This window comes from Pseudoalteromonas sp. QJM3NY_12, assembly GCF_056173165.1.
In genome coordinates this window covers 406,317-431,466 of the sequence record NZ_CM149661.1, presented here as the reverse complement: position 1 = coordinate 431,466, position 25,150 = coordinate 406,317, and the positions used below count along the sequence as shown (strand labels likewise).

Below are 25,150 nucleotides of genomic sequence, written 5' to 3'. Positions count from 1 at the left end.
AGCTATACTTTACGTATAACCTTTATCAGTACCAATTTAAGGACATCTAATATGAATGTAGAGTTCATTAATCCCTTTTTAGCTTCTTTGATGAATGTATTGAGCACTATGGCTCAAACTCAGTTAAAACCAGGCAAGCCACGCATTAAAACCGATGAGATAGCCTGTGGTGATGTATCGGGATTAATTGGTATGGTTGGCCCTCAAACTCGCGGTTCATTTTCAATTACCTTCGACGAAGGTTTAGCGCTGACCATTATGGAACGAATGTTAGGCGAACGACCAGACGACATAAATGAAGAAGTAACCGACATGGTCGGTGAAATAACTAATATGGTTACCGGTGGTGCTAAGAATTTACTAGGTGAAAAAGGCTATGATTTTGCCATGGCAACACCCGTTGTTGTGTCTGGTAAAAACCACACTATTACTCACAAAAGTGACGGCAAAAAAATTCTTATGCCGTTTACCAGTGACGCAGGTAATGCCAATATTGAAGTGAGTTTCGATAAGCTATGAGCTGGTCGCAAACCACAATTACATTAAAGCCTCGCTCGCGGGGCTTTCATTTAATTGATAACGACATACTTACTCACCTCCCACAACTGAGTCAGCTTAAAGTTGGTTTATTACACTTATTTATTCAACACACCTCTGCCAGCTTAACTATTAACGAAAACGCCGATCCAACGGTACGCATGGATATGGAAAGCCACTTTAATCAGTTTGTTCCAGAGCGCCAGCCTTATTATCGCCATGACTATGAGGGCGATGATGATATGCCTGCCCATATAAAAACCAGTACCTTAGGTTGCGAATTAACTATCCCGATTAGTCACGGTCAGTTAGCGCTGGGAACTTGGCAAGGAATATACTTAGGTGAGCACCGTGATCATGGTGGTTCAAGGCGTATTATTGCAACTTTGCAAGGCGAAGCGTTTTAGGTTTTACAACATAGGTCACTCTCACACATTGAACACTTTAAAAAAGTTACATAAATTAAATTTATAGTGATTCGCGTATGGGTCATTGTTTGCTATTTGAGAATGAATATCTGGAAAGTAAATAAGATTGGAGCGGTACACGAGGCTCGAACTCGTGACCTCGACCTTGGCAAGGTCGCGCTCTACCAACTGAGCTAGTACCGCATTTAATATCGTATTCTAATTTTACTACAATTTCTTTTGGTTAGAAATTGGAGCGGCACACGAGGCTCGAACTCGTGACCTCGACCTTGGCAAGGTCGCGCTCTACCAACTGAGCTAGTGCCGCATTCTAGGTTCTAGGTTCTAGGTTCTAGGTTCTAGGTTCTAGGTTCTAGGTTCTGTCAAAATTAAACCTTGTCCCTTTCGCCTTTGATCTTGAATTTTCATTTCTACTACAATTTCTTTGGTGAGAAATTGGAGCGGCACACGAGGCTCGAACTCGTGACCTCGACCTTGGCAAGGTCGCGCTCTACCAACTGAGCTAGTGCCGCACTCTAGGTTCTAGGTTCTATCAATATTGAACCTTGTTCCATTAACCTTTCATCTTGAATCTTTAACTTAAGCCCAAACACACTAACCCCGCGGGGGTTATCGTCTTGAGCGGGGCAGGATTCTACAATAATTAGGGGGCTTTGCAAGTATTTTTTATAAATTAAAAAACTTTTCTCGGTAAACCTTTAATTCCATAATCGAATCTTTAATGTCGTCTAACGCTAAATGCGACCCTTTTTTATTCACTTGAGCCAACACATCTGGTTTCCAACGACGAGCAAGTTCTTTAATGGTACTGACATCTAAATTACGGTAATGGAAGAAGTCTTCAAGCTCGCGCATATACTTATTCATAAAGCGGCGGTCTTGGCCTATCGAGTTACCACACATAGGTGAAACACCCGCTGGCACCCATTGCTTTATAAACGCGAGAGTTTGTTCCACGGCATAAGCTTCATCAAACGTGCTTGCCTTACAGCGTGCCGTTAATCCAGATTTGCCATGCTGAGTTGTACACCACTCATCCATGCCATCCAGTAGTTCATCACTTTGATGAATGGCAATCGTTGGCCCTTCGGCTAATATATTCAGATCAGCGTCAGTGACAACAGTTGCAATTTCAAGTATTTTGTCAGTCTCTGGTTCAAGTCCGGTCATTTCCAGATCGAGCCAAATTAAATTTGATTTATTAATAGTCATAATTACCTTAAACGGTGCTTTTCTTTAGATCCAACGCATTTCGATATATCATATTAGCATCAACCGTCGAGCTAAAGCTTTTTTTGGCAAACTCGGCATTTAACTCAGGTTATAGGCCTCAAGTGGCAAAACAGAAAAAATTAAGTAAAGGCCAATCCCGTAGGATCAAGGCCAATCATCAAAAGCGTTTATCGAATGCCGATAAAAAACCGGCAAAAGTCGGCGCGCAAGAGTGGCAAACAGATAATTTAGGTCAAGTGGAAAATGCGATTGTTATTAGCCGCTTTGGCCAACATGCCGACGTAGAAACCCAAAATGGCGATGTTCTTCGCTGTAATATTCGCCGTACCGTATCGAATTTAGTATGTGGCGATGAGGTATTATTTCGTCGTGCAAAAGTAAGTGAAGGCGATTTAGCGGGTGTTATTGAAGCAACTCAAGAACGTCGTTCACAGTTAACGCGCCCTGATTTTTACGACGGTGTAAAAGTGATTGCCGCGAATATAGACCAAATTTTAATGGTATCAGCAGTATTGCCTGAGTTTACGCCAAGCATTATCGACCGCTATTTAATTGCCTGCGAAGACATGGGCATTGAGCCGATTTTAGTACTTAATAAAATTGATTTAATTGATGAAACTGGTTTAAACGAAATACAACAAATACTCGATATTTACCGTAAACTTAATTACCAGGTGCTGCTAGTTAGTAATATAACCGGCGAAGGCATTAATGAATTAAAAGAAGTACTTGTAGGCAAAAACAATATTTTTGTTGGCCAAAGTGGTGTGGGTAAATCTACCTTAGTAAACACAGTGCTGCCGGATGCTGAAATTTTGACTAAAGAAGTGTCTGAAAACAGCGGTCTAGGCCAGCACACCACCACAGTATCGCGTCTGCATCATTTACCAAGTGGCGGTAATTTAATTGATTCACCGGGTATTCGTGAGTTTGGTTTATGGCATTTAGATGTTGAACGAGTCACTTGGTGTTTTAAAGAATTTAGAGAGTTTATAGGTGGATGCCGTTTTAGAGACTGTAAACACTTAAACGATCCAGGCTGTATAATTCAGCAAGCAGTCGCTGATGGCGATATCTCAAAGTTACGCTTTGAAAGCTATCACCGTATTTTAGAAACCATGGCCGATGGCCGTGCCGGCGCGCGTGCGCCTCGCGTATAATTAGGGAAAAACCTGTGAGTTTAGATAAATTTAAAATCGCCATGCAATATGCTATGCCAAAGCACTTTATTTCTCGTGTAGTAGGTAAGCTTGCAGCTGCAAAAGCGGGCGCATTAACAACAACATTAATTAAACTATTCATTAAACAATACAAAATAAATATGAGTGAGGCTAAATATTCTGATCCAGCTCACTATAAAACCTTTAATGAATTTTTTACCCGTCCGTTAAAGGACGGTGCTCGTCCAATGGTTGAAGATGACGATATTATTATTCACCCTGTTGACGGCGCAATCAGCCAACTTGGCGATATTGTTGACGGCCAACTAATCCAAGCTAAAGGCCATGATTACAGCTTACAAGCGTTGTTAGGTGGCTCAGAAGACGACACAACACCGTTCTTAGGTGGTAAATTTGCAACTATTTACTTGGCACCAAAAGATTACCACCGTATTCACATGCCAATTGATGGCACGCTAAGCAAAATGATTTATGTACCGGGCGATTTATTTTCGGTAAATCCTCTTACCGCACAAAACGTACCGAACTTATTTGCCCGTAACGAGCGTGTAGTAGCTATTTTTGAAACTGAAATTGGCCCGCTTGCTATGGTCCTTGTAGGCGCAACCATTGTTGCCAGCATAGAAACTATTTGGGCTGGCACAGTCACTCCACCAGCTGGCAGTGATGTGTTTAGCTGGAACTACCCAACTAAAGGCGAAAATGCGATCACCCTTAAAAAAGGGGAAGAAATGGGTCGCTTTAAATTAGGCTCAACAGTTGTACTTGCATGGGGTGCAGATAAAGCCGATATTTTTGATGATCAACGCCCTGAAACGGTAACCCGTTTAGGCACTGCGTTTGCAAAAATTAACGATTAAACAAATCGTTAATTAGAAATAAAAAACCGCGTTATTTAAACGCGGTTTTTTAATTTCTGTAGGTGTGGGGATTGCTGTTACGAACATATTCATAACGTTTCTCTAAAGCGTAGCGGCCTCTTAACCTCTTTGTGTATAACTTCCCTAAGACTTTATTGCACAAAGAGAAAAAAGTGGAGTAAATGAGAAGACACCAAAGATTAAAAGCGAGCAAGTAAAAGTTTTTACTTCCCATCACACTCTTTACAGTTCAAATCTTTAACTACTTTAAAATGCTGTTGCTTTAAGCTTAATGCGTCAAAGGTTATAAACAAACTCCCACCAAAATGGCCTAACAGCATATTAAGAGTTAGCTGTGCCTGCATAGAGCCAATTACACCAAGTAAGGGACTAATAACGCCCGCATTGTCGCAATTAACAACAGGGTTAGCATCATTTTGTGGAAATACGCAGCCATAGCAAGGGCTATCTGTTTGCCTAAAGTCAAAGCCCATTAATTGCCCTTGGGTTGCTAGCGCTGCTGCAGAAATTAGTGGTGTTTTGTTGTTTACGCAAAAACGATTGACGGTGTAACGAGTCGCAAAGTTATCAGAGCAATCAAGTACGATATCGGCGTTACTGAATAGTGCATCACTGTTAGCATCGCTCAACTTTTGCGAGTGAGTCACTATGTTTATTTGATTGTTAAGGCTCGCAAGCACCTTCCCTGCTGCATTTACTTTTTGCTGCCCTAAGTGATTCACTTTATACAGTATTTGCCGCTGTAAATTAGAGAGTTCAACGGTATCGTCATCAATTAATATTAGTGTGCCAATGCCAGCAGCTGCTAAATAGAGTAGCGCAGGGCTTCCTAGCCCGCCTGCACCTACCACAGCAACGGTTGCCGCTTTAAGTGTTAACTGCCCCTCAAGCCCCACTTCTTTTAATAATAAATGGCGGCTATAACGTAGAGTTTCTTTGTCGCTGAGCTGCTGCGCTTGCATGTTAGCAGGCATTCTCATTTATCACCGATTTTAAGGTATTGATTGCCTCTACGTAATCATCAGCCTCGGTAATAGCACGTACCACGGCTACACTGCCCACGCCCGTTTTAGCAACTTCTTGCGCCCTGTCTAAATCAATTCCGCCAATAGCCACTGTAGGATAGCTTTGCATTAATGGCACAAATCGAGTTAGTTTTTCAAGCCCTTGTATCTGGCCTGTCATGTCTTTGGTGGTAGTAGGGTAAATAGCGCCAAAGGCCATGTAGCTTGGGCGGTAATTATGCGCCCGAAGCATTTCATAAAAGCCATGGGTAGAAAGCCCAAGTCGCAGGCCTGCTTCTTTTATAGCCGCTAAATTTGCGCTCTCAAAGTCTTCTTGTCCTAAATGCACACCATATGCGCCATGTTTGATTGCCAGCTGCCAGTAATCATTAATAAACACATGCGCACTGTATTGCTGACCCAAAGCGACCGCGCTTGCGACTAATTGTTCAAGCTCATCTTCGCTTTTATCTTTAACTCTTAATTGCGCTGTTTTAATGCCATTTTGTAAGCATTTTTCTAGCCACTCTACGCTATCGACTACCGCATAAGCGCCAAGCGCTTTGCTTTCACACGCAGCAAAGTCAGCTGCCATATTAAAATCAAGCGGTACATCAAAATCTAGCTCATCACCCAACCAACTACCTGCTTCAATCACTTGAGGGTAATGCGCTAGGTCAGTCGGAAACGACGTTTGTGCAACCGGCCCTATCCCCTCGCCATAGCGAACTGATTGCTTCAAACCTTGGTTTATATAGGCTTTAGCTAAAATAAACGCATCTTTTAACGGATAGTCCTTTGCAAGGCATGCAGCAATAACAGACGCCATACTACAGCCAGTGCCATGATTGTGCGGAACCTGAATTTTTTCATTACCCAACCAGTACTCTTCACTACCTTGTGAGCAGTAATCAATACAGTAACCACTTGGGTAATCCCAATGCCCACCTTTTATAACCACCGCTTTGGCACCCCATGCCATTAGTTTGCTTGCTGCTTCTTTAATTGCTGCGGGGCCAATTAAATACACACCTGTTAATAACTGTGTTTCATGGGTATTAGGGGTAATTACATCCACCAGCGGTAATAGGCATTCTTTAATCGCGCTTACAGTGTCTTCTTCTGTTAGTAGGTCACCGCTTGAAGCAATAGCCACGGGGTCGTACACAATCACCGGCGGGGTTGGCCACTTCGCTTTGTAATGGCTAATATGCTCACTGATCAATTGAATTTGCTGCACGTTAGCTAACATACCAATTTTAATTACTTTGGCTTTCATGTCTTTTTCGAGTGCCAATAACTGCGACTCAATCACATCAGTAGAGACGGCATTAATCGCCTCAACACCTAAACTGTTTTGTGCTGTTAGTGCGGTAATCGCAGTACAACCGTGCACACCAAAGCTTTGCATTGCTTTAATATCAGCTTGAATACCTGCGCCACCGCCGGAGTCTGAGCCCGCAATCGTCCATACTACATTGTTCATAATGACCTACTTCCTAATTTTTTACGTTTGATGCCAAAATGGCATACCCATTGTGGGGGTTGATGGGGCCGCAACGTCTTTTTCTGGCATTGCTTTGGCGTTATAAGCAAAGCGCCCTGCTTCAACAGCTGCTTTAAATGCACGTCCCATGGTAATAGGGCAACCCGCGCCCGCTATGGCTGAATTTAATAATACCGCATCATACCCTAATTCTAAGGCTTGGCAGGCATGCGATGGTAAACCTAACCCAGCATCTACAATTAATGTGCTGTTAGGTAAACGCTCCCGTATCGCCTTTAAGTTATAACTATTTAATAATCCCTTACCGGTACCAATTGGCGCGCCCCATGGCATTAGCACCTCGCAGCCTAATTCATCTAAACGTTGGCAAAGCACTAAGTCATCGGTGCAGTAAGGCAGTACTTTAAACCCATCTTTAATTAAAATCTCAGTGGCTTCAAGCAGAGCAAAAGGATCTGGCTGTAAGTTATAGTCATCGCCAATTAATTCCAGCTTTATCCAATCGGTAGCAAATACTTCTCGACACATTTTAGCTAAATTAATGGCCTCTTTAACACTGTGGCATCCTGCTGTGTTAGGTAAAACTTTGAGCCCTGTATTCTTTATAAGTTGCCAAAAATCATCTCCTGCAGCTACGCTTTGCTGGCGACGTAAAGACACAGTAACAATATCCGCTCCTGAAGCATTAATTGCTTTAGTCATCGTCACGGGAGATGGGTAAAGCGCAGAGCCAATCAGTAATCTACTTGAAAATTGCTCGCCATAAATAGTGATATTATCGGGAGGTAACATAATGGTTACCCTCCTTGAATCGGAGATAACACATCAATGCAATCACCATCATTAAGTGTGTAGTTAGCATGTTGCTCTTGAGGTACAAACTGGCCATTAATGGCTACTGCAAACGGTGCTTTAGCACCATACTCAATTAAACACTGTTTTAGTTCGCTTCTTGTTAGGGTGAGCGCTTTACCATTAATTATTATATCCATCATTCCTCACTCTATTCTGGCAACAGCATCAGCAACTAAACTCGGCGCGAGCATGTAGCCATGGCGGTATAATCCATTAATACTAATTACCTGCCCTAATTGTGTAACTTGTGGGCAGTTATCGCTAAACGCAGGTCGAAGCCCGGTTTGAATATTTAACAGTCGAGCCTCGGCAAAACCGCTGTGCACTGTATAAGCGGCTGAAAGTAACTCCAACGTTGAACGCACCGTTGCCGCCCCGCTATCTTGAGACTCAATTTCGGTGGCACCAATCACATATTCATGATTCGGCTTAGGTGCTATATAAATAGGATAACGCGGATGCATTAACCTCACTGGCCGAGATAAATTAACCTCGGGTGCATAGAGTCTTGCCACTTCCCCGCGCACGCCTCGAAGGGGCTGATCTTGTTTGGCTCCAAGCCCTCGACAATCAATAATGTAATCAAACTCTCGATTATTCACTTTGTTATCAAAGATGCTGGCGCGCTGATTAAATACAAACTTTACTTTGCGCTTATTTAGCAACCTAAAACTGGCTTTGTAAAAGGCTTGGTTATCTATCTGCGCTTCACCGGGCAAAAATAGGCCTTGGCTAAATCGACCAGCCAGTTCAGGTTCTAGTTGCTCAATTTGCTGTGCATTAATTGCTTGAGCACTAAAATTTAGTAACGGTTTGATTCGCTGTGCAAAGCTTTGTAAGTCGCCTTTATCCTGCGGATGAGCAACCACTAGAGTACCTTGCTGTTGAAAAAATACCTCGCTATTTAGTTGTTCTAAAATAGCAGGCCATCGAGTAATAGAATCCACTCCCATTAAAGCCAATTCACGTTCACACATAACAGACTCAGCTAGGGGGGCTAGCATCGCTGCTGCCACTTTACCGGCACTGTTCTGAGTATGTTCATCATCGGCTTCAAATACGGTAACACGATGTTGCTTACTTAACTCAAGCGCGGCCAACCGCCCTGCTAAACCAAAACCCACCACAGCAATGTTATAAAACATAAACACTCCTACATTTAGCTGCGAGCTGCGGGTCTCTGGCTTCGAGCAACAAGGTGCTAAAATAAACATTTCGCTACTCGATGCTCGCAACCCGCAACCTATTTTATATTGCTTTATGGTAAATCTCTGAGCCTGTTTGCTTAAACTCTTCAGATTTGGCTTTCATCTCGGCTTCTACATCAACCATTTTGATTTCAATGGCATCACCCACGTTATTAGGATCAATACCGCGCGCTTCTAGATCTTTGGCGTAGTCGCGTACTTCTTGGGTTATTTTCATGGAACAAAATTTAGGGCCACACATAGAACAAAAATGCGCAACTTTGCCTGATTCTTGCGGCAGTGTTTCATCATGATATTCACGGGCGCGAACAGGGTCTAAACCAATATTAAATTGGTCATGCCATCTAAATTCAAAGCGCGCTTTTGATAGCGCGTTATCTCGCTCTTGTGCGCCTGGGTGACCTTTCGCTAAATCGGCGGCATGAGCGGCAATTTTGTAGGTAATAAGGCCTTCTTTAACGTCTTCTTTATTTGGCAAACCTAAATGCTCTTTAGGTGTTACGTAACACAACATGGCACAGCCATACCAAGCAATCTGCGCTGCACCAATACCCGAAGTAATATGATCATACCCAGGGGCAATATCTGTGGTCAGTGGGCCTAAGGTATAAAATGGCGCTTCGTCGCAATGTTTAAGCTGCTCATCCATATTGGCTTTGATCATATGCATAGGCACGTGTCCAGGGCCTTCTATGAACACTTGTACATCATGTTTCCAAGCTATTTTTGTCAGCTCCCCTAAGGTACGTAGCTCACTAAATTGTGCTTCGTCGTTCGCATCGGCAATAGAACCCGGACGTAAACCATCACCGAGTGAAAAACACACATCGTATTGTTTTAAAATTTCACAAATATCTTCAAAGTGAGTGTATAAGAAGTTTTCTTTGTGGTGCGCTAAACACCATTTAGCCATAATTGAGCCACCACGTGACACAATACCGGTTACGCGTTTTGCTGTCATTGGCACATAACGCAATAGCACACCAGCATGAATGGTAAAGTAATCAACGCCTTGTTCTGCTTGTTCAATCAGAGTATCGCGAAATATTTCCCAGGTTAGGTCTTCTGCTACGCCGTTGACTTTTTCAAGTGCTTGGTAAATTGGAACAGTACCAATAGGGACTGGCGAATTACGTACCAGCCATTCACGGGTTTCGTGAATGTAACGTCCTGTTGATAAATCCATTACGGTGTCGGCACCCCAGCGGGTTGACCACACCATTTTTTCTACTTCTTCTTCGATAGATGAACCCACTGATGAATTACCTATATTGGCGTTAACTTTAACTAAAAAGTTACGACCAACAATCATAGGCTCGGTTTCTGGGTGATTAATATTGTTAGGTAAAATAGCGCGTCCACGAGCAATTTCATCGCGAACAAATTCAGGAGTAATAAACTCAGGAATACTCGCGCCAAACGACTCCCCTTTATGCTGCGCAGCTAGTAACTCTTCACGTATTTGCGCGCGCCCCATGTTTTCACGTATCGCTACATATTCCATTTCTGGGGTGACTATCCCTTGGCGGGCATAATGCATTTGGGTGACATTTTTACCTGCTTTTGCACGGCGAATTTTTGGTAAATGTTCAAAGCGAATATGATCTAGCCCATCATCAGCCATACGCTGCTGTGCGAACTGTGAGGTTACCGCCTCGAGTACTTCGGTATCATTACGGCTCTCAATCCATTGTTCACGGTATTTATTAAGTCCCTTGCGCACATCCAATTTAAATTCAGGATCAGTATACGGGCCTGATGTATCGTAAACACGCAGTGGTGCATTTGACTCATACACTGGGTTTTGTTCATCACCACCAATAAAAGTATCGCTCAATGTGATTTCACGCATACCCACACGTACGCCTTGCTGGCTACCTGCAACGTATACTTTATGGGAGCTTGGAAACGGCTGACCGGTTAAGTTATAAATATAATCTGATGCGGCCGCACGAGTTTCGCGACGGGTGGCTTTATTTGTTGTATTTGACATGACTTACCTCATTGCTAAAGGGTTGTCTTGTCAGATATTCCGCTGAGGAATAGAGAAAGATCGTAAAGTAGCTTTATGCGACTTTGCGGCCTAAGACGGAGGTTGCTTTTTTGTGCGCATAAAAAAGACGCACAAGCGTCCTAGTTAGGCAGCTTGTTCCCTACGCAGGTATTAACCTGATCAGGTTCACGGATCCCGCTTTCGCGATCTCAGCCTAAATAAAACTTAGGCACTCCGACAAGTATTTGAATTGTTCGTTGATTTGATAATGTTTTGATCAAATCTGCGACGAGTGTACGCCAGTTGAAAATTCCCTGCAAGGGGCTGTTTTTCAAAACTCAAAAATTATTTTGGGATAAACACAAATTTTTGTTCAGCTTGCATTACCAATGTTTGGTCTTGCATGTTAAGCACTGCACCTTGCTGCAGAGCCTGTAAAAACTGTTGTTCAAACTCATCCAGTTCAGGGCCACATGATTTACGTGTCATACCTAATTTGCTTACGCTCAGGCTACTGTCTTCAAGTGAGCCTTCACCAAAGAACTTATTACATCCGGTAAAGCCGTTTATTTGTAGCGCATCGATAAAGCTCATTGATGCTTTAAAGGACGCGGGAATGGCCAAATCATCAACCTTTGATAATTGCCATTGTGTATATTTTAGCTGCTCAGTGGTAACTGTCCCTGTTGATGCGCAACCAACACATAAACCGATTATAAGCATCGGTATTGCTGCTAATTTCATGTTATTACAAACTTAGTGTCTAATTAATGTAATAGTATCAATATTTGTCAGGTTTATCCGTTAAAAATGCATATTTTAAATGTAAATTTTTGTTTAAAATTCATGCTATTTAAAACTATGCAACGGCTTGGAATAAGTCATCTATCTGTGGTGGTAAAAATGGACGACCTCTTTCATTAACTGATGTACCAATAACTAAGGCATTGAGCATCACTTTTTCATCTTGTTTGCGCACTACCGTTTGTTTAAATGCAAACTTAAGACGACTAATACGCACAGGCTCTACCGCCACATAAAACTCATCTCCAGGCAATAGGGAATGTTTGTAATCCATTTCACTGCGCATCACCACTAAGTTAATTTTATCTTTTGCAAGCTGTGCAAAATCAACGCCGTGTGCGTATAAAAACTCGTGGCGAGCGTGCTCAAGATAATTAAAATAAACACTGTTATTTACAATACCTTGTAAGTCACATTCGTAGTCGCGCACCTTAAAGTCTACTTTAAAGGCCATATTAGTAATCCCAATTATTTAACGTATAATTGTCGCGTTTATAGCACAAGTGTTGAAATAATTGCTACCATACGAGTCCCTAAAATGGAGTTAAGTAACCTAATGAACCTACGTTTGTCTTTAATTACAGCCACGTTATTACCCCTGTTCGCAGCACCTATATATGCTAACGCAGATGACACCGAACTAGAGAAAATCATTGTTACCGGTGACTTTCAGCAAGAAAGCATTCAAACATTAAGCGCCAGTGCCAGCTTATTTTTTGAAAATGAAATGAATCAACGTGGTGCAACATATTTAGACGAAATGTTAGCCAGTGCAGCCAATGTAAACTTTGCTGCTGGTGCGTCTCGCGGTCGTTATATTCAAATTCGCGGTGTTGGTTTACGCTCGCAGTTTGTTGACCCGATAAATCCATCTGTGGGCTTAGTAATTGACGGTATTAATTATTCAGGCTTAGGTGGTAGTTCATTATTGTTTGATATTGACCAAGTAGAAATTTACCGCGGTCCTCAAGGTACACGTTTTGGTGCAGATGGTATGGCGGGCATGATCCAAATGCAATCAGCTAGTGCAACCAGCGACCCTAGCTTAAAGTTACATTTAGGTGCCGGCACTTATAACAGCCACGAAGCAGGCCTTGCTGCTAGTACAGGTTTAACAGATGACACTAGTGCCCGCGTTAGCTACTTTCGCAGAAAGTCTGACGGCTACGTCGATAATATTTATTTAGATAAACCCACTCAAGATCAAGATGAGCAAGTTGCACGCTTTAAATTAAACAGCCAGCTTACAGCTCATTTAAATTCAGAACTTAACCTGCATTATATTGATATTAATAACGGTTACGATGCATTTACTCTTGATAATTCTCGCAACAGCCTTGCTGATCAACCAGGCGAAGATAATCAACAAAGTTATGCTATTGGCCTGAATAATACTTACACTGGTTTTGATGCCTTTGATGTGAGCTTAAACCTTTCAGCTATTGATACAGAACTTTTTTATAGCTTTGATGAAGACTGGGTGTGTAACGATACTAATAAGCCGCAATTATGTGCCGCCGGTTTACATCCTTATGGTTATAGTTCAACAGATATTTATAGCCGCGATCGTGATGATCAAGCGCTCGACCTGAAATTTACTAGTAAAGCAGGTAACTGGGTTGCGGGTATTTACTATCAAAACCGTGATGTGGATTTAGAGCGTCAATATACGTGGTTAGCCAATCCGTTTGCTTCAACCTATGAAACTAATAACATTGCAGCTTATGGCCAATTAGCCACATCAATAGGCCCAAAAACTACGCTTATTACTGGTTTACGAGTTGAGCAATATCAAGGTGATTACACCGATAGTAACGGCTTTATTGAAGAAACTGATGATATTATGCTCGGTGGTAAAATTGCACTTGAATACCAAGTTATTGACCGCACTATGATTTATACCAGTATCACCCGCGGTTACAAAGCCGGTGGTATTAATTCAGAAGCGCTAGCAAAAGCAAAAGATGAAGGTTTAAGCTTAGATGCTGATTTTTTCAAACAGCATACCAGCTTTGATCCAGAGTACTTATGGAGTGGTGAGTTTGGTGTTAAAGGCTCATCACTAGATGACAAGTTTACTCTGCGTTTAGCTGCTTTTTATATGCACCGCGATAATATTCAATTAAAGTCGTGGCAAGTATCAGATCAACAATTTACCGGTTATGTCGCCAATGCCAGCTCTGGTAGCAACTACGGCCTTGAAATTGAAGGTAGCTACTTACTTACTGATAATTTACTCATTAGTGGTAGTGCTGGCTATTTAGATACGAAAATAAACGACTTTGTGACTAAATCGGGCTTAAACCAAGATGGCCGCGAACAAGCACAAGCGCCTAAATATCAATACGCATTTAGTGCACGCTACAATGTTACTGATGAGCTATATGCTATGTTAGGTGTTGAAGGTAAAGATGATTATTACTTCTCAGACAGCCATAATGCACAGGCTCCAAATACAAACTTAGTGAATGCAAGCCTTGGTTACGAGGCTGAAAGCTGGGCAGTTCGTGCATGGGCACGTAATGTGTTTGATGAAACCGTTCCAACTCGCGGTTTTGAATTTGGTAACAATCCGTTAGATGGCTATACAAGCCAAACTTATATTCAACTAGGTGAGCCACGTGTAGCCGGCGTTACGTTTACACTTAATCTGTAATACAGCGAACCAGTTGTCAGTTCGAGAATAGAAAACACCGCGTTTAATGCAAACGCGGTGTTTTAGTTTTGTGTAGGCGAGTAGCTTGATGCAGCGCACGCAATCCAAATGGTTAAAGCAAAGTACAGTTAAAAATGTAGCCTTCAGGTTTTGGCGGTCAGCAAAAAATTAACCAAGCATTGTATTTAGATTTTATATAGGCGGGAACGCACATCAGCTCGAATCTCGCCGCCCGAAGCTCGTCGCCAGTCACCCGAAGCGATAATTCACCTAAGCTCTTGCCACATCAAACGCAATCACTTCTTTTATTTTTTGTTTATTGGTTGCTAGCATCACGAGTCTATCAATCCCTAATGCAACCCCCGCACATTGCTCTAAACCATGTTCCAATGCCGCAATTAAACGCGTATCAATAGGAACTTGCTTTAAGCTGTTAGCAGCACGATAGGTGTTGTCTTCGTTAAACCTTTTTGCTTGTTCTTTAGCATTAGTGAGCTCATTAAAGCCGTTAGCCAGTTCCATATTTTTATAATACAACTCAAAGCGCCCTGCTACTCGCTCATCGTGTTCACAAATTTGTGCCAGTGCCGCTTGTGATGCTGGAAAGTGATACACAAAACAGGGAATTTCTTGGCCAATAGTCGGCTCTACTTTCATACAAAATAATAATTGCAGCAAGGTATCTTTATGAGTCTCGTTTTTAGCAATATCAGCAAAGCCATGTTCGCATGCGAGTTGTTGTAACTGCGTGATAGAGGCAGTTAATGGATCGACCCCTAACGCGCGTTCAAATGCCTTTTGGTAGGTAACGCGCTCTGCAGGAGCAACCTCAAGAATGAGCTGCATCAGCTGATCTATTTCGTCCATTAAAGCAAATTCGTCAAACCCAGGCCGATACCATTCGAGCATAGTAAATTCAGGATTATGATGACTGCCCGCTTCTTCATTTCGAAATGCCTTACAAAGCTGAAAAATAGCGCCTGAGCCGGCCGCTAACAAGCGTTTCATCGCAAACTCTGGAGATGTTTGTAAAAACAGGGGTAGCCCACCAGCATGGCCTGGGCCCACAAATGTAGTATTAAAGCTGGCTAAATGTACATCGGTTACACTGGCAGCACTTAAACTCGGTGTTTCGACTTCCATTACATTACGCTCATAAAAGAATTCCCGAATGCTGCGCATAATTGCTGCGCGTTGCTTAAGTATTTCTATGCTGGCACTCGGCTTCCAAAGATCTGCTGACATATTTTCTCCAAAAAAAATCCCAGCTTAAGCCGGGATTTAATTAATAAGACGCGTTGCTGCTTACTTAACACGGCTCACGTATTCACCATTACGAGTGTCTACTTTAATTACTTCGCCAATTTGTACGAATAATGGAACACGTACTACAGCACCTGTGCTAAGCGTTGCTGGTTTACCACCCGTGCCCGCTGTATCACCTTTAAGGCCCGGATCAGTTTCAGTGATCTCAAGCTCAACAAAGTTTGGTGGAGTTACAGCAATTGGGCTGCCGTTCCATAATGTAATAGTACATACATCGTTTTCAACTAACCATTTTCCAGCATCGCCCAGTGCTTTTTCGTCAGCAGCGATTTGTTCAAATGTTTCATTGTTCATGAAATGCCAAAATTCACCGTCTGTATATAGGTACGCTAAATCGGTATCCATTACATCAGCACCTTCAACCGATTCACCCGATTTAAAGGTTTTTTCAAGTACCTTGCCAGAGATAAGCTTACGGATACGAACACGGTTAAACGCTTGGCCTTTACCCGGTTTTACCATTTCATTTTCTAAGATACTGCAAGGTTCGCCGTCCATCATAATTTTTAGGCCGCCCTTGAACTCGTTGGTGCTATAATTCGCCATCGTTTCCTCTATTTATATTTTTCGAGTAATCTACGTGCCAATGATACAAAGAAATGAAGCAAATTTGCATAAAAACTGGCAAAAAGAATTAGCAAATGTAGTTACCTGCCCAAAAGTGTTGTTAGAAATGGTTGGTTTATCGAGCCAAGTCCATGAAAACGACATAAAAGCTCGTAGCTTGTTTCCTGTTCGTGTGCCATTGCCTTTTATAAAAAAAATTCGTCATGGCGATGCAAATGATCCTTTATTGCTGCAAGTTATGCCTCGCCATCAAGAATTTTTAACTAAGTCGGGGTTTAATAAAGATCCGCTACTTGAGCAAGATAACAATCAACCAGGTCTGTTACATAAATATAAGTCGCGTGTTTTAGTCATGTTTAAAACTGGTTGTGCGGTAAATTGCCGCTACTGCTTTAGACGCCATTTTCCTTATCAAGAAAACCAGTTAAATAAACGCAGCCTTATTGATGCATTGAGCTATATAAAAGCTGATAAAAATATTAACGAAGTGATTTTAAGTGGTGGCGATCCACTAATGGCCAAAGACGATGCTATTAGTTGGTTTTTAGATGAACTTGAGCAAATACCACAAATAAAACGGATGCGCATACACAGCCGCTTACCCGTTGTGATCCCTGCACGCATTACTGAACAATTATGTGAAAGATTAGCAAAGTCACCACTAAAAATTATATTCGTGAATCATATTAACCATGCTAACGAAATAGATAGTGACTTTAAAAACGCCATGAACATGCTAAAACAAGCCAATGTACTGCTATTAAATCAGGCGGTTATTTTAAAAGACGTGAACGATACAGTTGATGCGCAAATAAACTTAAGTGAAGCGTTGTTTGATGCAAATGTATTGCCTTATTACTTACACTTACTAGATAAAGTAGAAGGCGCAAGTCATTTTGATATAGATGAGGCACAAGCCATAAAAATAATGGCAGAGCTTTTAGAGACCCTGCCAGGATTTTTAGTGCCTAAACTAGTTAGAGAAATAGGAGGCCAAAAAAGTAAAACCCCTATCGACCTCAAATTGGTTTAAACATAAACGTTTACATTATTCCCAAGTGTTGCAGTAACCGACTTAGCCGGTGTTTGTGCACTTGAGGTTTGTGTAGCACCTTCAATAAGCGCAAGTGCAGCGGCGCCATCAGCTTGCTGTTGCTTTTTAGATAAAGCAGCAGTTAAAACCTCTGCGCCTTGGCCTGCACCAGGGATTGTAGGTAGATTTCCACCTGATATATTCATAACTCACACCTGACATTTAAATGTAATACACGTATTATAGCCGTTGAATTGGTAAATTACTTTACCAACCCACTTAAGTATTTATCGGCAACATTGCACTAAGCTTTAGGAAAACCATGGATTCTATAATTGAACAACTCAACGCCAACTTAAAAATTGTTTACCGTCAGGCGCTTGATGCTGATAAAAAACTCGATGAGTTACAACAGCAAGGCCACGGAAAATTTAAAGCCTTATTTGCCGAGGACGCTGGATTTAGCTTTGAAGCTAAACGCTTTAAGCCGTACGTTTTAGACGTTGCCGCTGATGTAGAAAGCTTATCAAGCGACGGTTTAGACGAAGAAAAGCTAAAACAAGCAGTTATTAAACTACAAAACTTATTAACCTTGTTAGCGACCTTTAAATAAAAATGAGCGACTGCTTTGCAAAGCGTCTACCAAAGTAGATGCTTTGCATTATTAGCTTTAGCTTACTTGATACGCGGTAAAATTTGTTCACCAAACCACTCTGTTAATAAGCGTTTTTCGTAGTAAAATGCTTCATCTCGACCCATTTTGATTTTATCCATAAAACCCATATCTTTTAAGCTTACGTTATCTTCTTGTGCGACAACGCCACTTTCATCACTAAGCACATAATTAAATTCAATGCGTGGAAAGTGAATAGGTTTAACCACTCGGATTTCGTTAACACCGCCATAGCGTACGTCTCCGGCTAAATCTAAATCGGTGACTTCAATGTTTAAACTGTAGTTTTTAGGAAGTTGCTCGCTGAGCTTTGCAAAGTGTTCATCAATACTTTTGGCTATTTGCTTATGGTATGAACCTTTAGTTTGGTTGGATGGGCGTACATCGCGATAATCATTAAAGTCATGCCATTTCACTTGAGCCTCACCCGCGCAAACAACACTCGGTAGTGCTATACACATCAACATTGCTATTTTTTTAACTAAGTTCATACGTTTCTCCAACGAGTATTTTGATCATTGTGATCAATTGAATATTTTACAAATCGCTATACATCACTTTAGCAATTACATATGAACTATAACTTAATCTTTACGCTGAGGTGTTATTAAAATTGCACAAAATGTAATCGAAAGTACGGTTTACGATCATACTATTACAAAGCAAATAAAATAATACATGTAAAAACTCATTATTTATGGTGAAATTAGGGTAATTGAACAGAGGTTTCCAAGGAGCATTCATGGCAATTTTAGTAACCGGTGGCGCAGGCTATATTGGCTCACACACCGTTTTAGAACTTTTACAGCAAGGCAGCGACGTTATCGTTATCGATAACTTAAGTAACTCCTCTGAAGAATCACTTGAGAGAGTGAAAAAAATAACCGGTAAAGCAATTACTTTTTATCAAGGTGATATTTTAGATAAATCCTTTTTAGACTCAGTATTTGCAAAACATAACATTGATAGTGTAATTCATTTTGCAGGTTTAAAAGCGGTTGGTGAGTCGGTAGCAAAACCAATCGCGTATTATCAAAATAACGTACAAGGCACATTAACACTAGTTGATGCTATGCGTGACGCGGGTGTGTTTAAACTGGTATTTAGCTCATCTGCAACAGTTTATGGTGACCCTGCAAGCTTACCAATACGCGAAGACTTCCCCGTTGGCGGTACAACCAACCCATATGGTACGTCTAAACTAATGGTTGAAATGATGCTGCAAGATATCGCTAAATCAGATGAGCGCTTTGCGTTTGCTATTTTGCGCTACTTTAATCCTGTTGGTGCCCATGAGTCAGGTTTAATTGGTGAAGATCCTAATGGCATTCCTAATAATTTACTGCCTTTCATTTCACAAGTTGCGGTTGGTAAATTAAAGCAGCTCGCTATATTTGGCGATGATTACGACACGGTAGATGGTACTGGCGTACGCGATTACATTCACGTTGTAGATTTAGCCTTAGGGCATTTAAAAGCGCTTGATAAAATAGCCGCAGAAACCGGCGCACTTATTTATAACCTTGGTACCGGTAACGGCTATTCAGTATTACAAATGGTCAATGCGTTTATTAAGGCTAGCGACCAAGCTATCCCTTATGCGGTGTCACCTCGTCGCCCTGGTGATATTGCATCCTGTTATGCTGCGCCAGAAAAAGCGCTTAGTGAACTAGGCTGGCAAGCCGAGCGCGGTATTGATGTCATGATGCAAGATACTTGGCGCTGGCAATCAAATAATCCAAATGGATATAAGTCATAAAGGCTTCTTTAAGTTATCAGCTTAAAATTAAAACACCGCATTTAAATTAAATGCGGTGTTTTAATGTTGTACTTACCAATTTTGCATTTCTACAATCCGTGACTGGGTTCGCGCATATTCAAAACTTAACTTTTTACCTTGGTATAACTCGTTTATGTCGGCCTGGGCATTAATTACCAGTAATTTGTGGCAATCGTAAAACTCATCGACTAAGGCAATAAAGCGCCGAGCTTCATCATCGAAAGTATGCTCATCTAACTGCTGATTTTCGCGCTGATAGCTATCTTCTATACCATGCACAATAACTTTACCAGTTGCCTCTTTTCCCATTATTGGCACATTCGCGATGTATACTACCGAAAACTGTTCTGCTAAAAACATATAGTCATTGGCGCTCCGAGGGCCTGAGCACAATGCCATAAAATCAATCAGTAAAGCATCGTCAGTTTTTAATAAATAAGGAAGCACTCGGCCATGCACAGTTATTGTATTATTACGCATTGCTTGAGAATGTGCGGATAAAAACCCAGCCTCAAATTCAGCATCGGGCAAGTTAATAAAATAATGACGACTACTTCTGCCGTATCTAAAGCGGTGATCTTCCTCCCCCGCTACGTTAATTACATGACAATGCGCATTTATTAAATCGATAGTTGGTAAAAATCGCGCGCGTTGCAAGCCGTTGTAATAAAGTTGCTCGGGTTTTGCGTTAGAGGTTGCTACTAGCACCACGCCTTTTTCAAATAAAGCGTTAAATAACCGAGCCATGATCATGGCGTCACCAATATCACTAACAAAAAACTCATCAAAGCACAGCACTTTTATCTTTTTGGCCCACTGTTTAGCAATTATTTGCAGCGGATTTTTATCCCCTTGTAACTTGGCCAATTGAGCATGAACTTTTTCGATAAAATGATGAAAGTGCAGGCGCTGCTTTTTCTCTGTGGGTAAGTTTTCATAAAATAAGTCCATCAACATAGATTTACCTCGACCAACCGGGCCATATAAATATATTCCCCTTATTGAAGGTGCTTTTTGCCACCAGCTTGCAGGCTGATTTAATTGCTCACTTAAAGACTGTAACGCACTCACGGCTTGGTGCTGCGCCGCATCGAAATCAAGCTCTCCTGATGAAACCTTGCTATGGTATAGGCTTAAAATTTCTGTGCTGGGCTCTGTCATGGTATTTCACTATCCGCTATACTCGCGGCCATTGTAGCCGACTAAAAATGTGAACAACATGAAATTTCCTTGCCGTTTAGATAAATTTATTAGCCATTTAGCAGAGTTACCACGCTCAAAAGCCCGCGCAGCAATAAAAAGCCAAGCGGCTAGCGTTAATGGCGAGGTGATCACGGCATTCGACTTTCAAGTTACTCAGCAAGATGACGTGTTATTTCATGATCAGCCATTAGTGTTTTTAGGTAAACGCTACTTTATGCTCAATAAGCCGGTAGGTTATGTATGCGCTAATTCAGATGAGTTACACAAAACCGTATTTGATTTGCTTGATGAGCCAAACATGGCCGACTTTCACATTGCTGGGCGTTTAGACATAGACACCACTGGCCTAGTGCTTATTACCAATGATGGCGAGTGGTCACACAAAATTACCTCGCCGAAAAAGAATAAGTTTAAAACCTATTTGGTTGAAACCCAAGAGCCGATTACCGATGATGCACTGCAGCAATTACGTGATGGTGTGCAGTTACACAATGAAAAAGATTTAACTCGCCCTGCTATTGCTGAACGTTTGGGGAATTATGGTTTGCGCTTGTCTATTTCTGAGGGTAAGTATCACCAAGTAAAACGTATGCTAGCAGCGGTAGATAACAAAGTGGTTGAACTACATCGTGAACAAATTGCGGGTATAAAGTTAGGTGAAGATTTGGCTGCAGGTGAATACCGCCCATTATCTGCCGCAGAGATAAAACTGTAAGGTTGTTTAGGTGTTATGAAATGGCTTCGGGCCACGAGATTAGGGCTGTTCATCTACTGCTCTAGGCTCGTTGCCTTCTATAATCTTGCTTAATCCCTGTCCTTACGATTTAATTTGTACTAAATCAAAGTCTGTCATTCCAGGTACAATGGCTTGCAGACGAGACTCAGTAATATCTAGAGAATTTAAGCATTCACAGTATTCAGAGGCTTTAAGTTCTAATTGGTGGGCTTTTTTCTGCAATGACTTATCGATTTCTTTGGTAATGATATCCATGCGTTGCCCCATGTCGTTCATGCGGTCTTCTATATTGCCTTCTCGAGATTTAAACGCATCCCCGAGCGACATTAAAATAGCACCCAAAGAGCCATGCACAGCAGAGTGTATTTTTTGGCTAATTTCTTTAGTAAAAAAATCATCAATTTGGGAAAGCGATTGAGGGGCTATAAAAAAGAAGTCATCGCCACGCTTAAACTTATCCATGAGTGCTCGCTCTACATATTGTAATTGCGTTTTTAGCACTTCGGGTTCTTTATCTGACATGCCCTCAACAACATGCTCAATAGCACTGAGTCCTAGGTTAACGCCATCAGTCGCTAAATCAACCAGCTCAGGAACTGTTTGACGAATACCATTGCTAAATTGTTCTAGCACTTTGCTTTCATCGGTGCTTAAATCGACCCAGTAGCCTCGAATAAACAGTTGATTATTATTGTTAATTTGCACCCTAGTTTGGCCTTTATCAACAATACGGATCACATCATCGGTAATAATTAAACCATGACGAAGTTCAACATCACATTGTTTTTGTGCGATTGCATTGGAGCTTAAAAGTGCCATTGATAACGCCAATATCGAACGAGATAAAAACGCCATAAACACCTCAAAAAGACTAAAATAGGGGGTGGCTAGATTAACAAAAAACCAACTTTATGCAAGCAAAAGTAACACCCTAAAAACAAGGCACCATGAAACGTAACGTTTACACAGCGCCTTTATCCTCTGGCTTGTACTATTAAATAGGTGAGCCTGGTGGTATTGGCAGGGCTTTAAAATTGTCAGGCCACTGCCCTGTTGTTAAAAACTGATTAATTTGCGACGCTAAATAATTTTTAAATGCACTGTCACCCACTTCAGGATGGCCTAGCAAAGAATGCTGATTAAACTCATCAGCAAGCTTGCTTAAATAGAAATGTAGTTGCGCTTGCACTTCAGGGCTTAAACCGTCGTTAGCCACAAGATCAGCCATGGTTTTTGCCGTTAGGTACTGTACTCGTTGTGTTACTTTTCCTGTCATAGTGGCAGGCGCTGATACATTAAACACTTGCTTATTTAACTGTTTAAGTAGCTCATCTAAGCTATAAAAGCGGTTATCACGTGCTTGCTGCTGTGCTAATCGATTTAATCGTTGAGCATTAAGTAATAGCGATAGACTATGCTGCGCTGCCACTTCAGGCAATGCAAGTGCATCCATAGTTAAGCCGGTACGACCCACTATACTTTCTCGTGATTTAGACTCGCCATACGCCTTTGGTACAATCAAAGACAGTATCGACTCTGGCAGCGTTAAATTAGTTGCTTTTAGGGTGGCTAAAATAGCGTTAACTGCTTGTTGCTGAGCCTCTTTAGCTACAACTTGGGCGCCTTTGACGGGTGCGTCACTACGAATTTCATAGTCATAATCAACGCCCGCAATAAGCTTTGCAACCGCTTCAACTTGATAACGGTGGAACAAGTAAAGTGGCACTAGCTTTTCTTCTAACTGCGACAGTGCAACCCCAGTTTTTATATTGTTAATACCAAACTGCCCAAGCGCCTGCTTTCGCACATCAAGCACTCTAAGTAATTCTTCACTTGGATTACCACCATTATCCCAAAGATGCGCTGTAGGGTGCGCTCCACCTTTGGCACGGGCATCACTGTCAGAAATAAACGCCAAACTTAGCGATTTATTTTGCTGTAAAATAGCAGCGAGTGCTTCGCTTTCATCTTTGCCGGTAAAGTCACTGTAGCCATATTTGATCACTTGCGTATCCCATGCGCCCATACCTTTAGCATAACCATCAGATACGTCTAACTGACCATTATCTGCAAAGCTCAATAACGGATGCGGATAATCCATCACCGAAGCTCGATTATTTACTGACGCAGCAAAGTTGTGCGCAATACCCAGTGTATGACCAATTTCATGAGCACTGAGCTGACGAATACGATCAAGTGCCATTGCATGTAAAGTACCTGCCACTTCATTGCCTTTTAAATAAGGCGCAGCGAGTGATTCAGCAATAAGGATATCTTGACGCACTCGCAGCGACCCTAGTGTCACATGGCCTTTAATAATTTCACCTGTACGTGGGTCTATAATTGAACTGCCATAAGACCAACCTCGGGTTGCACGATGCACCCATTGAATAACGTTGTAGCGCACATCCATAGGATCTGCATTACTTGGTAGCACTTTAACTTTAAAGGCATTTTTATAGCCTGCTGCATTAAAGGCGTCATTCCACCATTGCCCGCCTTCTAATAAAGCCGTTTTTACTGGTTCAGGTACCCCTGGATCTAAGTAATAAACAATAGGCTCTACTGGCTCACTAACTGCTAGGCTTGGATCTTTTTTTGCTAAACGATGACGCGGAATGTAACGCACATACATAGACTCATCGAGCCCTGCTGCATAATTTTTATGCTCCACACTCCAATAACCCGATTGCGGGCTAAATTTTCGTGGCGTGTAATTATCATCAGGCAGTTGAATAAGTGAATGGTGCATGTGCACACTCAAAGCGTAAGGATCAGCACTCACTTGGCGAACGTATTTACCTGGTTTAGACCCTTTAAAGGTGAGAATGGCTTCAAGTTCAGTATTTTTCAAAAATGCTTTTGAGCGATTCATAAATACCGCACTGCGTGACTCATCAAGGCTAAACTGCCCTTGCTTGCGCGCAGCTAAAGTACGGCTTACGCCGTGTACGTCACTCAGTAAATAAGGGGTGTAATCTATTAATGCAGCATTGTCATCTTGAGCGACAACTTTAAAACCCGCCAAAATGCTGGATGCAAACGCTTCTTTAACGCTTTGCTGCTCTGCTATATTATTCGTGTTTGCACGGTAGTAAGTATTTACGGCACGTAACATCACCTTGTTGCCAAAGCGCTCAAACTGTACCAAATAGGTACCGCCTAATTGGCCTCTATCTAAACCTATGTCGTTAGAGCCAACGCCATAAGGCAAGCTATGCTGTAGTAAAAATTGTTGCTCAAGTTTATCAACTTTTAAATACACATTGCCGTTTTGGGTATCGTAAAAGAAAGAAAAATAACCAGGGAAATGGTTCATTTTTTCAGTAAATTCGTCAATAGACTTAATTGCTGCGTGCGCTTGAGTTATCATACAGAGCAGCACAGTAAAGAGTATGTAACTTAATCGTGATATTTTTTGCATAATCTTATCTTTGTTATTAGCGTTTTAAATGCGATGTAGGTACCCCATTATAGGGGGTTATTTATACAATACAGTTATTTAAGACGAATTTCAGCGCTCTAAACTAATCTCTCTCACATTA

General features: G+C 41.7%; 25 protein-coding genes, 3 tRNA genes and 1 riboswitch. Of the genes, 9 read left to right on the top strand and 19 right to left on the bottom strand.

Annotated elements, in window-relative coordinates; genetic code table 11:
• Positions 1 to 51: 51 nt before the first annotated feature.
• Positions 52 to 519, top strand: a complete 468-nt coding sequence (locus AC0VZ5_RS01995) for a chemotaxis protein CheX (RefSeq protein WP_475474008.1) — start codon at positions 52 to 54, stop codon at positions 517 to 519.
• Positions 516 to 944 carry a secondary thiamine-phosphate synthase enzyme YjbQ gene (locus AC0VZ5_RS01990; RefSeq protein WP_138609062.1) on the top strand — a complete coding sequence of 143 codons (429 nt, stop codon included), beginning with the start codon at positions 516 to 518 and terminating at the stop codon, positions 942 to 944. Before AC0VZ5_RS01995 ends, AC0VZ5_RS01990 begins: the two co-directional genes overlap by 4 nt.
• Positions 945 to 1,072: 128 nt before the next feature.
• Here AC0VZ5_RS01990 and AC0VZ5_RS01985 read toward each other — a convergent pair.
• From AC0VZ5_RS01985 to orn, 4 genes are all read right to left on the bottom strand, one after another.
• Positions 1,073 to 1,148: transfer RNA gene (locus tag AC0VZ5_RS01985), tRNA-Gly, on the bottom strand.
• Positions 1,149 to 1,196: 48 nt separating this feature from the next.
• Positions 1,197 to 1,272, bottom strand: a tRNA-Gly gene (locus AC0VZ5_RS01980).
• Positions 1,273 to 1,401: 129 nt separating this feature from the next.
• A tRNA-Gly gene (locus tag AC0VZ5_RS01975) sits at positions 1,402 to 1,477 on the bottom strand.
• 154 nt (positions 1,478 to 1,631) lie between these two features.
• Positions 1,632 to 2,177, bottom strand: a complete 546-nt coding sequence (gene orn / locus AC0VZ5_RS01970) for an oligoribonuclease (protein ID WP_054202500.1) — start codon at positions 2,175 to 2,177, stop codon at positions 1,632 to 1,634.
• A gap of 122 nt (positions 2,178 to 2,299) precedes the next feature.
• Between orn and rsgA the strand changes: the two genes are divergently transcribed.
• Together rsgA and asd are read left to right on the top strand one after the other, a co-directional pair.
• Positions 2,300 to 3,358 carry a small ribosomal subunit biogenesis GTPase RsgA gene (rsgA, locus tag AC0VZ5_RS01965; protein ID WP_055012291.1) on the top strand — a complete coding sequence of 353 codons (1,059 nt, stop codon included), beginning with the start codon at positions 2,300 to 2,302 and terminating at the stop codon, positions 3,356 to 3,358.
• Positions 3,359 to 3,372: 14 nt separating this feature from the next.
• Positions 3,373 to 4,239: an archaetidylserine decarboxylase gene (asd, locus tag AC0VZ5_RS01960; protein ID WP_464710251.1), complete on the top strand. Its 867-nt coding sequence runs from the start codon at positions 3,373 to 3,375 to the stop codon at positions 4,237 to 4,239.
• A 224-nt stretch (positions 4,240 to 4,463) separates the two neighbouring features.
• Here asd and AC0VZ5_RS01955 read toward each other — a convergent pair whose 3' ends face one another.
• From AC0VZ5_RS01955 to AC0VZ5_RS01920, 8 genes are all read right to left on the bottom strand, one after another.
• Positions 4,464 to 5,240, bottom strand: coding sequence for a HesA/MoeB/ThiF family protein (locus AC0VZ5_RS01955; protein ID WP_138607094.1), 777 nt, complete (start codon positions 5,238 to 5,240; stop codon positions 4,464 to 4,466).
• A complete protein-coding gene (gene thiE / locus AC0VZ5_RS01950; RefSeq protein WP_475474004.1) occupies positions 5,224 to 6,750 on the bottom strand; it encodes a thiamine phosphate synthase in 1,527 nt (508 codons plus the stop codon). The genes AC0VZ5_RS01955 and thiE overlap by 17 nt, the downstream gene beginning before the upstream one ends.
• A gap of 21 nt (positions 6,751 to 6,771) precedes the next feature.
• Positions 6,772 to 7,563 carry a thiazole synthase gene (locus AC0VZ5_RS01945; protein WP_178954796.1) on the bottom strand — a complete coding sequence of 264 codons (792 nt, stop codon included), beginning with the start codon at positions 7,561 to 7,563 and terminating at the stop codon, positions 6,772 to 6,774.
• Positions 7,564 to 7,568: 5 nt separating this feature from the next.
• A complete protein-coding gene (gene thiS, locus AC0VZ5_RS01940; protein WP_171039615.1) occupies positions 7,569 to 7,763 on the bottom strand; it encodes a sulfur carrier protein ThiS in 195 nt (64 codons plus the stop codon).
• Positions 7,764 to 7,769: 6 nt separating this feature from the next.
• A complete protein-coding gene (locus AC0VZ5_RS01935) occupies positions 7,770 to 8,771 on the bottom strand; it encodes an FAD-dependent oxidoreductase (protein ID WP_178954794.1) in 1,002 nt (333 codons plus the stop codon).
• A gap of 103 nt (positions 8,772 to 8,874) precedes the next feature.
• Positions 8,875 to 10,827: a phosphomethylpyrimidine synthase ThiC gene (gene thiC / locus AC0VZ5_RS01930; RefSeq protein WP_475474002.1), complete on the bottom strand. Its 1,953-nt coding sequence runs from the start codon at positions 10,825 to 10,827 to the stop codon at positions 8,875 to 8,877.
• Between the two features lie 140 nt (positions 10,828 to 10,967).
• A riboswitch (TPP riboswitch) is annotated at positions 10,968 to 11,074 on the bottom strand.
• A 98-nt stretch (positions 11,075 to 11,172) separates the two neighbouring features.
• Positions 11,173 to 11,571: an META domain-containing protein gene (locus AC0VZ5_RS01925; protein ID WP_283235058.1), complete on the bottom strand. Its 399-nt coding sequence runs from the start codon at positions 11,569 to 11,571 to the stop codon at positions 11,173 to 11,175.
• A 115-nt stretch (positions 11,572 to 11,686) separates the two neighbouring features.
• A complete protein-coding gene (locus AC0VZ5_RS01920) occupies positions 11,687 to 12,085 on the bottom strand; it encodes an acyl-CoA thioesterase (RefSeq protein ID WP_131690427.1) in 399 nt (132 codons plus the stop codon).
• A 102-nt stretch (positions 12,086 to 12,187) separates the two neighbouring features.
• Between AC0VZ5_RS01920 and AC0VZ5_RS01915 the strand changes: the two genes are divergently transcribed.
• Positions 12,188 to 14,287: a TonB-dependent receptor gene (locus AC0VZ5_RS01915; protein WP_475474747.1), complete on the top strand. Its 2,100-nt coding sequence runs from the start codon at positions 12,188 to 12,190 to the stop codon at positions 14,285 to 14,287.
• Between the two features lie 270 nt (positions 14,288 to 14,557).
• Here AC0VZ5_RS01915 and epmA read toward each other — a convergent pair whose 3' ends face one another.
• Together epmA and efp are read right to left on the bottom strand one after the other, a co-directional pair.
• The gene (gene epmA / locus AC0VZ5_RS01910) at positions 14,558 to 15,532 is read right to left on the bottom strand and encodes an elongation factor P--(R)-beta-lysine ligase (RefSeq protein WP_290170538.1); all 975 of its coding nucleotides are present in this window, start codon (positions 15,530 to 15,532) and stop codon (positions 14,558 to 14,560) included.
• A gap of 60 nt (positions 15,533 to 15,592) precedes the next feature.
• Entirely contained in the window at positions 15,593 to 16,159 is a 567-nt protein-coding gene (efp, locus tag AC0VZ5_RS01905; protein WP_010390517.1) for an elongation factor P, read from the bottom strand.
• 40 nt (positions 16,160 to 16,199) lie between these two features.
• Here efp and epmB point away from each other — a divergent pair, with 40 nt between their 5' ends.
• Positions 16,200 to 17,213: an EF-P beta-lysylation protein EpmB gene (gene epmB / locus AC0VZ5_RS01900; protein ID WP_178956829.1), complete on the top strand. Its 1,014-nt coding sequence runs from the start codon at positions 16,200 to 16,202 to the stop codon at positions 17,211 to 17,213.
• On the opposite strand, the gene AC0VZ5_RS01895 is transcribed toward epmB, so the two are convergent.
• Entirely contained in the window at positions 17,210 to 17,419 is a 210-nt protein-coding gene (locus AC0VZ5_RS01895) for a hypothetical protein (RefSeq protein WP_013463951.1), read from the bottom strand. The genes epmB and AC0VZ5_RS01895 overlap by 4 nt on opposite strands.
• Positions 17,420 to 17,535: 116 nt before the next feature.
• On the opposite strand from AC0VZ5_RS01895, the gene AC0VZ5_RS01890 reads away from it, so the two are divergent.
• Positions 17,536 to 17,826, top strand: a complete 291-nt coding sequence (locus AC0VZ5_RS01890) for a hypothetical protein (RefSeq protein WP_010390514.1) — start codon at positions 17,536 to 17,538, stop codon at positions 17,824 to 17,826.
• A 62-nt stretch (positions 17,827 to 17,888) separates the two neighbouring features.
• Here AC0VZ5_RS01890 and AC0VZ5_RS01885 read toward each other — a convergent pair whose 3' ends face one another.
• The gene (locus AC0VZ5_RS01885; protein WP_178954788.1) at positions 17,889 to 18,377 is read right to left on the bottom strand and encodes a DUF3016 domain-containing protein; all 489 of its coding nucleotides are present in this window, start codon (positions 18,375 to 18,377) and stop codon (positions 17,889 to 17,891) included.
• 251 nt (positions 18,378 to 18,628) lie between these two features.
• Here AC0VZ5_RS01885 and galE point away from each other — a divergent pair, with 251 nt between their 5' ends.
• Entirely contained in the window at positions 18,629 to 19,645 is a 1,017-nt protein-coding gene (galE, locus tag AC0VZ5_RS01880) for a UDP-glucose 4-epimerase GalE (RefSeq protein WP_198522476.1), read from the top strand.
• A gap of 72 nt (positions 19,646 to 19,717) precedes the next feature.
• Here galE and zapE read toward each other — a convergent pair whose 3' ends face one another.
• Positions 19,718 to 20,827, bottom strand: coding sequence for a cell division protein ZapE (gene zapE, locus AC0VZ5_RS01875; RefSeq protein WP_475473996.1), 1,110 nt, complete (start codon positions 20,825 to 20,827; stop codon positions 19,718 to 19,720).
• A 58-nt stretch (positions 20,828 to 20,885) separates the two neighbouring features.
• Here zapE and rsuA point away from each other — a divergent pair, with 58 nt between their 5' ends.
• Complete coding sequence (gene rsuA / locus AC0VZ5_RS01870; protein WP_475473994.1) at positions 20,886 to 21,584, top strand: 16S rRNA pseudouridine(516) synthase RsuA; 699 nt, start codon at positions 20,886 to 20,888, stop codon at positions 21,582 to 21,584.
• A gap of 102 nt (positions 21,585 to 21,686) precedes the next feature.
• On the opposite strand, the gene AC0VZ5_RS01865 is transcribed toward rsuA, so the two are convergent.
• Entirely contained in the window at positions 21,687 to 22,460 is a 774-nt protein-coding gene (locus AC0VZ5_RS01865; protein WP_010390508.1) for a YggN family protein, read from the bottom strand.
• 139 nt (positions 22,461 to 22,599) lie between these two features.
• Positions 22,600 to 25,029 (bottom strand): zinc-dependent metalloprotease, encoded by a 2,430-nt coding sequence (locus AC0VZ5_RS01860; RefSeq protein ID WP_475473992.1) that lies wholly within the window; start codon positions 25,027 to 25,029, stop codon positions 22,600 to 22,602.
• Positions 25,030 to 25,150 lie beyond the last annotated feature (121 nt).